The sequence below is a fragment of the Nocardioides sp. 503 genome (genome assembly GCF_004522095.1).
GTDB lineage: Bacteria > Actinomycetota > Actinomycetes > Propionibacteriales > Nocardioidaceae > Nocardioides.
The window spans coordinates 1-12,839 of the sequence record NZ_SPUI01000012.1 but is presented as its reverse complement, the minus strand read 5'-3'; the positions used below and the strand labels follow the sequence as shown (position 1 = coordinate 12,839).

Sequence of the window (12,839 nt, the reverse complement as noted above, 5' to 3'; positions counted from 1 at the left end):
GTCAGCCCAGCACGCTCTCCAGGGTGACCGCGTCGATGCCGACGGCCTCCCCGACGGGGGCGTTGGTGAGCTGGCCGGCGTGGGTGTTGAGGCCCAGCGCGAGCGAGTGGTCACGACGACTGGCCTCGGCCCACCCGTGGTCGGCCAGCTTGACCGTGTAGGGCAGCGTCGCGTTCGTCAGCGCATACGTCGAGGTGTTCGGCACCGCGCCCGGCATGTTCGCCACGCAGTAGAACGTCGACCCGTGCACCTGGTAGGTGGGGTCGTCGTGGGTGGTGGCCCGGGTGTCCTCGAAGCACCCACCCTGGTCCACCGCGATGTCGACCAGCACCGAACCCGGCTTCATCCGCGACACCAGCTCGTTCGACACCAGCTTCGGCGCCGCAGCACCCGGGATCAGGACCGCACCGATCACCATGTCAGCCTCCATCACCTGCTGCTCCACCGTGAGCCTGGACGACGCCAGGCCGTGGACCCGGTTGTTGTAACGCCAGAACGACATCCGCAGCTTGTCCAGGTCGGTGTCCAGCAACGTCACGTCCGCACCCATCCCGAGCGCGATGTTCGCGGCGTTCTGGCCCGAGACACCGGCGCCGATGATCACGACCTTCGCGTTCGCGACCCCGCCGACACCCCCCATCAGCACCCCACGACCACCCTGCGCCTTCAACAGGCTGTGCGCACCCACCTGCGGTGCGAGACAGCCCGCGACCTCCGACATCGGGTACAGCAACGGCAGCCCGCCCGAGGGCAGCTGCACCGTCTCGTAGGCGACCGCAGTCACCTTGCTGGCGAGCAGAGCCTCGGTCAGCGGCTTGTCCGCCGCCAGGTGCAGGTAGGTGAACAGCGTCAGCCCCTCGCGCAGGCGGTGGTACTCCTCCGCGACCGGCTCCTTGACCTTGAGCACCATCTCCGCGGAGCCCCACACGTCGTCCGCGGAGTCCGAGATCGTGGCCCCGGCCGCGACGTAGGCCTCGTCCGGGATCGAGGACCCCACCCCGGCGTCCCGCTCGACCACGACCTCGTGACCGTGAGCGGTCAGCTCGTGCACCCCGACCGGCGTGATCGCCACGCGGTACTCGTGGTTCTTGACTTCCTTGGGGACGCCGACCTTCACCTGCAGCTCCTTCGTCGAGGACGTGGCGCGAGGACGCCACGCGGCGACACTATCGCCCGCCGCCGGCGCTGCCGGCGAGCCCGCGCGCGTGCGCGAGGAGGACCGCCAGCGCGAGGGGCGCGTCGCGGGCCCGCCCGGCCAGCACGGCGTCGTACAGCTCGGCGAACGGGACCCACCGGGCCTCCATGTCCGCCTCCTCGTGGTCGGGCGCGAAGTCGCGGTCGACCTCGGTGAGGCCGCGGGCGACGAAGTAGTGGATGAGCTCGTCGGAGATCCCGGGCGAGGAGTAGGCCGTGCCCAGGTCGGCCCAGTCGGCCGCCTCGAGCGCCGCTTCCTCGCGCAGCTCACGGCGCGCGACCTCGACCGGCGCCTCCCCCACCTTGTCGATCAGCCCGGCGGGCAGCTCGACGAAGCGGTGCCGGCCCGGGTGGCGGTACTGCAGCAGCACCAGGACCCGCTCGTCGGCGTCGATCGCGAGCACGACGACCGCGCCGGGGTGCTCCAGCACCAGCCGGCCGAACGTCGGGCCGTCCTCGTCGCCCGGCAGCCGGACCTCGTCGCGCCGCAGCGCGACGACCCAGTCGTCGCGGTGCAGGTCACGGGTGGCCGCCACGGGCCACGTCTCCTCGCTGTCGCCGAGCGGGCCGGTGGTGGCTGCGTGGGGGTCGCTGGGCATGCCTCGGACGCTACCGTGACGGGATGGACGCGACGAGCCTGACCATGGACGAGGCAGCCGAGCGGGCGGCGCTGATCTCGGTGGAGCGCTACGACATCGAGGTCGACCTGCGCGGCCTGCTGGAGGGTGAGGTGCTCGCGTCGACGTCGACGGTGACCTTCACCTGCCGCGAGCCCGGGGCCGAGACCTTCGTCGACTGCGTCGCGGAGGCGAGCCGCGCCACCCTCAACGGGGTCGGGCTCGACCTGTCGACGGCGAGCGGTGGCCGGATCGTGCTGAGCGACCTGGCCGAGCACAACGTCCTGGTCGTCTCCGCCACCCAGTCCGACACCGGGACCGGCGCCGGCATGCTCCGCACGGTCGACCCGAGCGACGGGCTCGTCTACTTCTGGACCTCCTTCGAGCCCGACGAGGCGCGCCGGGCCTGGGCCTGCTTCGACCAGCCCGACCTCAAGGCGCCGCACGCGTTCACCGTCCACGCCCCGGCGTCGTGGACGGTCCTGTCCAACTGCGGTCCCGACGCGATCGAGCCGACCGACGACGCCCGCACCTGGCGCTTCCCGGACACGCCGCCGCTGTCGACGTACGTCGTGGTGGTCAACGCCGGGCCCTTCCACGAGCAGCGCAGCGAGCGCGCCGGCTACGACCTGGGCCTCTACTGCCGCCGGTCGCTGCGCCCGGTCTTCGAGCGCGAGGCCGAGGAGCTGTTCACCGTGACCGGGCAGGGGCTCGCGTTCTTCGGGGAGCGCTTCGGCTCGCCGTTCCCGCAGCGGCGCTACGACCAGGTCTTCGTCCCCGACATGGGCGGCGCGATGGAGAACTGGGGCTGCGTCACCTGGGGCGACAACCTGGTGCCCCGCTCGGCGCCGACGTACACCGAGCGCATCCGCACCGCCAACGTGCTGCTGCACGAGATGGCCCACCAGTGGTTCGGCGACCTCGTCACGATGCGGTGGTGGGACGACCTGTGGCTCAACGAGGCCTTCGCCTCCTGGGCCGCCGACTGGGCGTTGGCCGCGGCCACCGAGTACGCCGACGCCTGGGCCGCCTTCCTGGCGCGCTTCAAGTCCCAGGGCTACCGCGACGACATGGGCCCCGCGACGCACCCCATCCGCGCGGCGGTGCCTGACGTGGCCGCCGCCACGGCCAACTTCGACGCGATCACCTACGTCAAGGGCTCCAGCGTCCTCAAGCAGCTGGTCGCCTACGTCGGCGAGGACGCCTTCGTGGAGGGGCTGCGCGCCTACTTCCGTGACCACGCCTACGGCAACACGACCCTCGACGACCTGATGGGGGCGGTGGCGACCGCGGCCGGCCGTGACCTCTCCGGCTGGACGCGGGAGTGGCTCGACCGGTCCGGCACCGACACCCTGACCCTGCGCGACGGTCAGGTGGAGGCCGTGGGGCCCGACGGCGAGCCACCGCGACCGCACCGCCTCGACGTCGGCTGCTACACCCGCGAGGCCTCGGGGCTGCGCCGCACCGCTTCGGTCGCGGTCGAGCTCGCCGGCACCAGCACGCCGGTCGAGCTGCCGGCGGCCGACCTCTACCTCGTCAACGACGACGACCTGACCTTCGCCGCCGTCCGAGCCGACGAGCCGACCACCCGGGCCCTGCTCGACGGGGCCGCCGACCTGCCCACACCTCTGGGGCGCGGGCTCGCCGTCACCACCGCCTGGGACATGCTGGTCAAGGGCGAGCTCGGCCCCGGGGCCTTCCTGGACTGTTGCCTGGCCGTCCTCGAGCGCGAGAGCTCAGCGGCGCTCGTGGAGCCGTTCCTCGGGCTGGCCCAGGCGACCGTGACGCGGTGGAGCGCCGACCGTGACGTCCCCGAGCGGCAGCGACGGCTGGCGGACGCGGCGCTCGCCCTGGCCGGCGGCGAGCACCGGCAGCCGGCGCTGCGCGCGCTCGCCATGTCCGCCACCACCGACGAGCACCTCGCGGCGCTTGACGACGCCGCCGGCGACGACCTCGACCTGGCCTGGCGCGCACTGGCCAGGCGAGCGGCCCTGGGGTCCCACGACCCCGCTGCGGTCGAGGCGCTGCGCGAGCGGGACCCCGACCCGGACGTCTCCGCCCGGGTGCTGGGCGTGAGCGCCGCGCAGCCGGACGCGGCGGCCAAGGACCGGGTGTGGGCCGAGCTCTTCGAGAGGCGGTCGGTCCCGGCCGGAGGAGCGGTGATCCAGGTCGCCGGGCTGTTCTGGCAGCCGGGGCAGTCCGAGCTCCTACTCCCCTACGCCCAGCGCTACCTCGACGAGGCGGAGCGGCTCAGCGGGGGCGGCATGCTCGACATCATGTCGCTGATGCGCGCGATGGTCCCGAGCGTCGCCGACGACGACCTGCTGCGCCGCGGCCGCGCGACGGCCGACTCCCCCGAGGTGCTGCCGGCCGTGCGCTCGACGATCCTCACCGGCTGGGACACCCTGACCCGCATGCAGCGCGCCAAGCGGCGTACCGACTGAGGGCTCGGTCGCCGTCGAGCGACGCTCTCGTCACTTCCCGTCGCGCAGGTGGCTCTCGTCGATCGGGAAGCGGAGCTCCTTCTGGCGCTCGATGGCGGCGCCGACCAGGCCCGCGAAGAGCGGGTGCGGTCGGGTCGGGCGGGACCGGAGCTCGGGGTGGGCCTGCGTGGAGACGTAGTAGGGGTGCACGTCTCGCGGCAGCTCGACGAACTCCACCAGGCCCAGCTCGGTGTTGGTCCCGGAGAAGACCAGCCCGGCCTCCGAGAGCTGGTCGCGGTAGGCGTTGTTGACCTCGTAGCGGTGGCGGTGCCGCTCCTGGATCGACGCCTGGCCGTAGGCCTCGCGCACGACCGTGCCGGCCACGAGCTCGGCGGGGTAGAGCCCCAGGCGCATGGTGCCGCCCAGGTCGCCGGCGCCGTCCACGATGGACTTCTGCTCCTCCATCGTGGCGATGACCGGCTCGGGGCACTCGGGGTCGAACTCGGTAGAGGCGGCCTTGGCGAGCCCGGCGACGGACCGGGCGTACTCGATCACCATGCACTGCAGGCCCAGGCACAGGCCCAGGGTGGGGATGCGGTGGGTGCGCGCGAAGGTCAGGGCGCCGAGCTTGCCCTCGATGCCGCGCACGCCGAAGCCGCCGGGCACGCAGATCGCGTCGACGTCGTGGAGGTGCTTGTGGGCGCCGGCGGGCGTCTCGCACTCGTCGGAGGCGACCCAGCGCAGGTGCACCTTCGCCTCGTGGGCGAAGCCGCCGGCCCGCAGCGCCTCGGCGACCGAGAGGTAGGCGTCGGGCAGGTCGATGTACTTGCCGACCAGCGCGATCGTGACGTCCTCCTTCGGGTGGTGCACCCGGCGGAGCAGGTCGTCCCATATCGTCCAGTCGACGTCGCGGAAGGGCAGGTCGAGGCGGCGTACGACGTAGGCATCGAGTCCCTCGCGGTGCAGAACCTTGGGGATGTCGTAGATCGACGGGGCGTCGGCCGCGGTGACCACGGCCTCCTCGTCGACGTCGCACATCATCGAGATCTTCTTCTTGATCGACGAGGGCAGCTCGCGGTCGGCGCGGCACACGATCGCGTCGGGCTGGATGCCGACCTGGCGCAGCGCGGCGACGGAGTGCTGGGTCGGCTTGGTCTTCAGCTCGCCGGACGGCCCGATGTAGGGCACGAGGGAGACATGGAGGAAGAAGCAGTTGTCACGGCCGATGTCGTGGCGGACCTGGCGCGCCGCCTCGAGGAACGGCAGCGACTCGATGTCGCCGACGGTGCCGCCGACCTCGGTGATCACCACGTCCACGGCGTCCTCGCCGGTGCCCAGGCCCATGGCCAGGACGCGGTCCTTGATCTCGTTGGTGATGTGCGGGATCACCTGGACGGTGTCGCCGAGGTAGTCGCCGCGACGCTCCTTGGCGATGACGCTGGAGTAGACCTGCCCCGTCGTGACGTTGGCGATCTGGCCCAGGTCGGTGTCGAGGAACCGCTCGTAGTGACCGATGTCCAGGTCGGTCTCGGCGCCGTCGTTGGTGACGAACACCTCCCCGTGCTGGAAGGGGTTCATCGTCCCGGGGTCGACGTTGAGGTAGGGGTCGAGCTTCTGCATGGTGACCCGCAGCCCGCGCGAGCGCAGCAGCCGGCCGAGGCTCGAAGCCGTGAGGCCCTTGCCGAGCGAGGAGGCGACGCCTCCGGTGACGAATACGTGCTTGGTGGGCGTGGGGCTCTTCACGGATGACCAGGCTATCCCAGAATCCGCGAACTACCTGCGTCCACGCGCCGACTGCGCCACGTCGAGCAGCTCGCGGGCGTGGGCCAGGGCCGTGTCGGAGTCGGTGAGCCCGGCGAGCATGCGCGACAGCTCGCGCTCGCGGGCCGCGTCGTCGAGCACCGTGAGGCCCGAGCTGGTGACCGAGCCGTCGCTGGACTTCTCGACCACGACGTGGCGGTCGGCGTAGGCGGCGACCTGCGGCAGGTGGGTCACGACGAGCACCTGGGCGGTCTGGGCGAGCTGGGCGAGCCGTCGGCCCACCTCCACCGCCGCGGCGCCGCCGACGCCCGCGTCGACCTCGTCGAAGACGAACGTCGGCACCGGGCTGGTGCCGGCGAGGGCGACCTCGATCGCGAGCATGACCCGCGACAGCTCACCGCCGGAGGCGCCCTTGCCGAGCGGGCGGGGCTCGGAGCCGGTGTTGGCCGCGAGCAGCAGCTCGACCTCGTCGATGCCGTGGGCGGCGTAGCGCACCCAGCGCTCGCCGACGCGCAGGGGGGCGCGGCGGCCCTCGGCGGGCTCGCCGTCGACCTGGGTGACGGCGACCGTGAGCCGGGCGTCGGGCATCGCGAGCAGGGTCAGCTCCTCGGTGACCTGCTTGCCGAGGCGGCGGGCGGCGTCCTGCCGCAGCTGGGAGAGAGCGCCGCCGGCCGTGGCGAGGTCGGCGCGCAGCGACTCCCGCTGGGCCTTGAGCGCAGCGATGCGGTCGTCGGTCGAGTCCAGGTCGAGCAGCCGCGCAGAGGACTCCTGGGCCCAGGCCAGGACCTCGTCGACGGTGTCGCCGTACTTGCGGGTCAGCGCGGTCAGCGCCGCACGCCGCTCGGAGACCGCGGCCAGCCGGGCCGGGTCGGTGTCGATGCGCGAGGCGTAGGACGCCACGTCGGCGGCGACGTCGGAGAGCAGGTAGGTGACCTCCGCCAGGCGGTCGGCGAGCCCGCCGGCCTCGGGGTCGTGCTCGCGGACGCCGTCGAGGGCGATCCGGGCGGCCGAGGTGGTCGCCAGGGCGTCGGGGGCCTCCTCCTCGCTGCTGAGCGCCTCGCGGGCGGTCTCGGCCGCAGCGCGCAGGGTGTCGGCGAAGCCCAACCGGGACTCCTCCGACGCCAGGACGGCGTCCTCGCCCGGCTCGGGCGAGACGGCCTCGACCTCCTCCAGCCCGAAGCGGAGCAGGTCGGCCTCCCGCGCGCGCTCACGCGCCGTCGCCACGACCTCCACCAGCTCGGCCTCGACGACCTCGAGCCGGTCGTGGAGGGCGGCGTAGGCGGCCGAGGACTTGGCCAGCTTGGCGCCACCGAACCGGTCGAGCGCGTCGCGCTGGGCGCGGGCCTGCAGGAGCCGGTGCTGGTCGGACTGCCCGTGGACGGCGACCAGCGGCTGCGCCACCTCGGACAGGGTCGCGACGGGAACGGAGGCCCCACCGACGAAGGCGCGCGAGCGGCCCTCGGCCGAGACGTTGCGGGCCAGCACGACGCGGTCGTCCTCGACGACTCCCCCGGCCAGCTCCACGGCCTCGGCCAGCCCTCGGACGTCGCTGACCGTGACGACACCCTCGACGCGGGCGGTTTTGGCGCCGGTGCGGACCGCACCGCTGTCGGCCCGCCCACCCAGGAGCAGCCCGAGGGCGGTCACGATCATGGTCTTGCCGGCGCCGGTCTCGCCGGTGATGACGGTCAGGCCCGGCCCGAGCTCGAGCGCGGAGGCGTCGATGACGCCGAGCGAGCCGATGCGGATCTCCTCGATCACGTGTCCTCACCCCGCCGGCGGCGCTCGGCGTTGCCACGCCAGCCCTCGACCGGGAGACCGAACTTGGCCACGAGCCGGTCGGTGAACGGCGCCTCGTGCAGCCGCACCAGCCGCACGGGCTGGGTGCCGCGCCGCACCTCGATCCGCGCGCCGGGCGGCAGGTCGACGGTGCGGCGACCGTCGCACCACAGCACCCCGGCGCCGTCGGTGCGGGCCAGGACCTCGATCGCGATGACCGAGGTCGGCGCGACCACCATGGGTCGGGAGAACAGGGCGTGGGCGCTCAGCGGCACGATGCACATCGCCTCGACGCTGGGCCACACGATGGGCCCGCCGGCGCTGAAGTTGTAGGCGGTCGAGCCGGTGGGGGTGGCACACACGACGCCGTCGCATCCCCAGCGGGACAGAGGACGGCCGTCGATGCCGAGCACCACCTCGAGCATCCGCTGGCGCGCGGCCTTCTCGACGCTGGCCTCGTTGACGGCGAAGGTGCTCGTCACGAGCTCGCCGTCGCGGTAGACGCGGACGTCGAGCGTCATCCGGTCCTCGGTGGCGTAGTCGCGTGCCACGATCGCCGCGAGGGTCGAGTCGACGTCGTCCTGCTCGGCCTCGGCCAGGAACCCCACGTGGCCCAGGTTGACCCCGAGCACCGGCGTCTGGCTGGCGTAGGTGAGCTCCACCGCCCGCAGGATCGAGCCGTCGCCGCCGATCACGAGCGTGAGCTCGCAGTCGCGGCTGGCGTCGCTCTCGGACTCGGTCAGCTCGATGCGCGGCTCGTAGTCGGAGGGGTCCAGCCCGAGGTCGGCGGCCTCGCCGGCCAGCAGGCGCACCACGATGCCGTGCCCGGTGAGCCCCTGGCAGAACTCGAGGGCGACCTCACGCGCCGCCTCCCGCCCGGTGTGGGCGAGCACGAGGACACGTCTCACGGGGGGCTGGTCGGTCACGGGTCCACCCTCTCACCCGGGACCCCCGGAGCTCCCGACGACGCCTCCTGCACGCAGGCGTGGATGGCGTCGTCGGTCAGCACCGCCGGCCCGCGCCGCAGCCACAGGAAGAACTCCACGTTGCCGGACGGCCCCGGCAGCGGGCTGGTCGCGACCTGCACCGCGCCCCAGCCCCGGGCCGCCGCCGCCGTGGCCACGCCGATCACGGCCTCCGCGCGCAGTCCCGGGTCGCGCACGACGCCCCCCTTGGGGATCCGGTCCTTGCCGACCTCGAACTGCGGCTTGACCATCAGCGCCAGGTCGCCGTCGGGGCGGGTGACGCCCACGAGCGCGTCGAGGACCAGCGGCAGCGAGATGAACGACAGGTCGCCGACCACGAGGTCCACCGGTCCCCCGATGAGCTCGGGCGTGAGCTCACGGACGTTGGTGCGGTCGTGGACGACGACCCGCTCGTCCTTCTGCAGGCGCCACACCAGCTGGCCGTAGCCGACGTCGACCGCCACCACCTGGGCGGCCCCGGCCCGCAGCAGCACGTCGGTGAAGCCGCCCGTCGACGCGCCGGCGTCCAGGCAGCGGCGACCCTCGACCACCAGCCCCTGCGGGCCGAACGCCGCCAGGGCCCCGGCCAGCTTGTGGCCGCCGCGGGAGGCGTAGTCGGGGCGGTCGGGGTCGTCGACGACGACGATCGCGACGTCGGTCGTGACCCCGGTCGCGGGCTTGCCGGCCACGGACCCGGACACCTTCACGCGGCCGCCGGCGATCAGCTCGCTGGCGTGCTCACGGCTACGGGCCAGGCCCCGGCGTACGAGCTCCGCATCGAGCCGCAGGCGGCGCGGTGGCATGCGGTGGCCCTACGCCGGGTCTTGCGGCGGGACGTCGTCGAGGGCTCGGCGCAGCTCGTCGTGGGCCTGCTCGAAGGCGGCGACGTGCTCGTCCACCGGGCGGTCGCGCAGCTGCTCGATCGCGGCCACGACGGAGTCGACCCGCTCCTCGCCGGTGCGCACGCGCTCCTCGTCCGGAAGGGACTCGGCCACGTCGTCGTGCGCCTCGTGGGCTGCGGGTGCCGGCTCCTGCGTCATGGTCCCGAGGCTACCGGGGGCCGCCCTCGACGGCCGCCAGCGGCACGCTCGGCGCCGTGCCCGTCGGCGTCACGGTGCCGTCAGCGCGTCGGTGGCCGGCACCGCGCCGCCGCCGTCGACGTGGGCCCAGGCGGCCGTCGCCACGACGGCCCACCAGGCCTCCGGGTCGCCCGAGCCCGTCACCTCGAGTCGGTCGTCGGCGACGGTGGCGCGCCAGCCGCCGAGCGCCCAGCCGCCGTCGTCCCCCGTCGGCGACTCGTGGGGGCGGAGCAGCCCGCCCAGGTCGCGGGAGACGTACGTCGGGCGCTCGCCCTCCCCGGCGGCGACCAGCTCGGGCAGGCCGGTGACGCCGGTCAGCACCAGCAGGGAGTCGATGCCGGCGTTGCGGGCGCCCTCGATGTCGGTGTCCAGCCGGTCGCCGACCATGAGCGGGCGTCGCCCCCCGACCCTGCGCACGGTCTCGTCCAGCAGCGGACGCTGGGGCTTGCCGGCCACGACCGGGTCCACGCCGGTGAAGCGGGCGAGGGTCTCGACGAGCACCCCGTGTCCGGGGGCGACGCCGTAGGCGGTGGGGATCGTGTAGTCGGCGTTGCTCGCCACCCACCACAGCCCGTCGCGGACCCGCACGGCCGCGCGCATGATGTGGCGCCACCGCACCTCGGGCCCGTAGCCGGTCACCAGCGCCTGGGCGTCCTCGTCCTCGACGTCGGTGGCGACCAGGCCCTCGGCCGCCAGTGCCTCCTCCAGGCCGGCCGCGCCGAGCAGGACGACCCGGGCGCCCGTGCCCAGCCGGTCGACGAGCACCCGCGCCGCCGCCTGGGCGGAGGTGACGACGTCCTCGGGGTCGGCGGTCACGCCGAGCTCGCGCAGGTGGGTCGCGACCGCCCCGGGCGGCCGGGCGGCGTTGTTGGTCACGAAGGCGAGCCGCATGCCGGCCTCGCGCACCGCGTCGAGGTGGGCCGGGGCGCCGGGCACGGCCTCGCCGCCGATGTAGACCACGCCGTCGAGGTCCAGCATCGCCAGGTCGTAGGCGGTGGACAGGTCGGTGTCGGACTCGCCGAGCATGGTGCCTCCTGGCACGGTGGGCTGGTCCGGGCACCCTACGATGCCCCGATGGAGTCCAGCGCCGTGGTCACCCCTCCGTACGTCGGGGGTCCCCTGCGGCTGCTGCCGTTCCGCGCGATGATGCTGGCCCCCTCGCGCATCGGCGCACCCAGCTCCGCGCGTGCCTTCGCCCGCCCCTACCGCGACGTCTCCGCCCGGCTGGAGAGGTGGCGCAGCCAGGGTCAGATGACCCAGGACAGCGAGCCCGCGCTGTACCTGCACGAGTACACCGCCGCCGGCATCACCATCCGCGGACTCGTCGGGCTGCTCGACGTCTCGCGTCGCGCGAGCCGCGCGGAGGAGCGCGCGATCCTGCCCCACGAGGGGATCTACCCCGCGCAGGCCGATGACCTCGCCGACCGGATGTCGGAGATGCAGCTGAACCCGGCACCCATCCTCCTCGTGCACCGGGGTCCGGCGCCCCTGCGTGCGCTGCTCGCCGCGGTGCAGGAGCGCGCCCCCGAGCATGACTTCGTCGACCGCAATGAGCAGCAGCACCGGATCTGGCCGATCCGGGACCCCGAGGAGCTGGCGGCGATCGCGGCGCAGCTGGCGGACGAGACCGCGCTGATCGCCGACGGGCACCACCGCTACGCGGCCTACCTGCGGCAGCACCTGCGCAACCCCGGCACCGGCAGCGACTACGGCCTGGCCATGCTCGTCGACCAGGAGGACACTCCGCTCTTCCTCGGTGCCATCCACCGGGTGCTGACCGGCACGTCCGTGGACGACGTCGTGGCAGCGGCGGCCGGGGCCGGCATGGGCGTGGAGGAGACCACCGCCGCCGTCGCCGTGGCCGCCCTCGACCCCGACCACCTGGTCGTCACCGACAACGACCGTTGGGCGGTGGTCACGCTCTCTGTCCCACCGGACCGCACCGCCGTGCAGCTGCTGCACGACCAGCTGATCCCGGCCCTCCCCTACGGCCCCCACGACATCCGCTACCACCACACGGCCGAGGACGCGCTGGCACAGGTGGCGCCCGACACCGGCGTGGCGGTGCTGATGCCGGCGCCGCTGGTCGACCGGGTGCTGCGGATCGTGCGCGACGACCGGCTGCTGCCGGAGAAGGCCACGTCGTTCCAGCCCAAGCCGAGCCTGGGTGTGCTCATCCGCTCTCTTCGCGAGGACTGACGGCGCGCCTGACCAGCCGTCCGGCACTCACCTCCACCTCCACGCGCGAGGCCGCACCACCGCCTGCCCGGAAGAAGCGTCTCCTCAGGCTGCCCTCGACGGCCACCAGGTCGCCGGCGTGCCAGGACGCGACCGAGCGCTTGGCCCGGCCGTTCCACGCGCAGCACTCGAGCGCGTCCACCGTCTGGTGGGGCCGCACCGCCGCCGGTGGACGCGCCACCACCACCCGGAACACCCACACCGTGTCCCCGCTGGGCATCTCCTTGAGCTCGGGCTCCTGCGAGACCCGTCCGACCAGCCGTACCTCGTTGGCGACCTCCACGTCGGTCTCCGTCGTCTGCGCTGACATGCGCATCACCTCCACGAGCCAGACTCGGGGAGGGCGGGGACATCCGGGGCCCGGCGCACCGGCGGCTGGGGACGACAGGTGCCGGAACGGGCCTCTGTGGAAGCTTGCCGGCGCATTGCTCAGGCGCACCAATGCAACAGGGCCACCCACGAATGGATGGCCCTGCTGAGGTGTTTGTCCGGCGGCGTCCTACTCTCCCACAGCCTCTCGGTTGCAGTACCATTGGCGCTGGCAGGCTTAACTTCCGGGTTCGGGATGGGTCCGGGTGTTTCCCTGCCGCTATGGCCGCCGTAACTCTATGACCCCAGTATGCCGCCCGGGGTGATACCGGCTCACCAGCGACCTCTTTGTGAGGGGGGTGTGGTGACCGTGTTCCCCGGGTGGTGGGGTGGTCTTGTAGTGGACGCGTGCACGCAGTGGGTGCTTGTGGTTTTGGTTGAGGGTTTGTGGGGCAAGCCCTCGGCCTATTAGTA

The 12,839-nt window shown here is 73.3% G+C and carries 11 protein-coding genes and 1 rRNA gene; 2 read left to right on the top strand and 10 right to left on the bottom strand.

Features of this window, described 5'->3' with window-relative positions:
- Position 1: 1 nt before the first annotated feature.
- Positions 2-1,117, bottom strand: coding sequence for an alanine dehydrogenase (gene ald / locus E4622_RS21890; RefSeq protein WP_134742360.1), 1,116 nt, complete (start codon positions 1,115-1,117; stop codon positions 2-4).
- A gap of 49 nt (positions 1,118-1,166) precedes the next feature.
- Positions 1,167-1,793 (bottom strand): NUDIX hydrolase, encoded by a 627-nt coding sequence (locus tag E4622_RS21885; RefSeq protein WP_134742359.1) that lies wholly within the window; start codon positions 1,791-1,793, stop codon positions 1,167-1,169.
- A 23-nt stretch (positions 1,794-1,816) separates the two neighbouring features.
- Between E4622_RS21885 and pepN the strand changes: the two genes are divergently transcribed.
- On the top strand, positions 1,817-4,255 hold the full coding sequence (gene pepN / locus E4622_RS21880) for an aminopeptidase N (protein ID WP_134742358.1): 2,439 nt from the start codon (positions 1,817-1,819) through the stop codon (positions 4,253-4,255).
- 30 nt (positions 4,256-4,285) lie between these two features.
- Here the strand turns inward: pepN and E4622_RS21875 are convergent, their stop codons facing one another.
- The 6 genes from E4622_RS21875 to E4622_RS21850 form a co-directional block, all read right to left on the bottom strand.
- Positions 4,286-5,977 carry a CTP synthase gene (locus E4622_RS21875; protein ID WP_134742357.1) on the bottom strand — a complete coding sequence of 564 codons (1,692 nt, stop codon included), beginning with the start codon at positions 5,975-5,977 and terminating at the stop codon, positions 4,286-4,288.
- A 30-nt stretch (positions 5,978-6,007) separates the two neighbouring features.
- Entirely contained in the window at positions 6,008-7,756 is a 1,749-nt protein-coding gene (gene recN, locus E4622_RS21870) for a DNA repair protein RecN (RefSeq protein WP_134742356.1), read from the bottom strand.
- Positions 7,753-8,700, bottom strand: a complete 948-nt coding sequence (locus E4622_RS21865) for an NAD kinase (RefSeq protein ID WP_134742355.1) — start codon at positions 8,698-8,700, stop codon at positions 7,753-7,755. The genes recN and E4622_RS21865 overlap by 4 nt, the downstream gene beginning before the upstream one ends.
- A complete protein-coding gene (locus tag E4622_RS21860; RefSeq protein ID WP_134742354.1) occupies positions 8,697-9,542 on the bottom strand; it encodes a TlyA family RNA methyltransferase in 846 nt (281 codons plus the stop codon). Before E4622_RS21860 ends, E4622_RS21865 begins: the two co-directional genes overlap by 4 nt.
- 9 nt (positions 9,543-9,551) lie before the next feature.
- Entirely contained in the window at positions 9,552-9,779 is a 228-nt protein-coding gene (locus tag E4622_RS21855; protein WP_134742353.1) for a hypothetical protein, read from the bottom strand.
- 69 nt (positions 9,780-9,848) lie between these two features.
- Positions 9,849-10,844, bottom strand: a complete 996-nt coding sequence (locus E4622_RS21850; RefSeq protein WP_134742352.1) for an HAD-IIA family hydrolase — start codon at positions 10,842-10,844, stop codon at positions 9,849-9,851.
- Between the two features lie 48 nt (positions 10,845-10,892).
- Between E4622_RS21850 and E4622_RS21845 the strand changes: the two genes are divergently transcribed.
- Positions 10,893-12,017 (top strand): DUF1015 family protein, encoded by a 1,125-nt coding sequence (locus E4622_RS21845; protein ID WP_134742351.1) that lies wholly within the window; start codon positions 10,893-10,895, stop codon positions 12,015-12,017.
- Here E4622_RS21845 and E4622_RS21840 read toward each other — a convergent pair.
- Entirely contained in the window at positions 11,992-12,366 is a 375-nt protein-coding gene (locus E4622_RS21840) for a single-stranded DNA-binding protein (protein WP_134742350.1), read from the bottom strand. The genes E4622_RS21845 and E4622_RS21840 overlap by 26 nt on opposite strands.
- A 176-nt stretch (positions 12,367-12,542) precedes the next feature.
- Positions 12,543-12,659 (bottom strand): 5S ribosomal RNA (gene rrf / locus E4622_RS21835).
- Between the last annotated feature and the right edge of the window lie 180 nt (positions 12,660-12,839).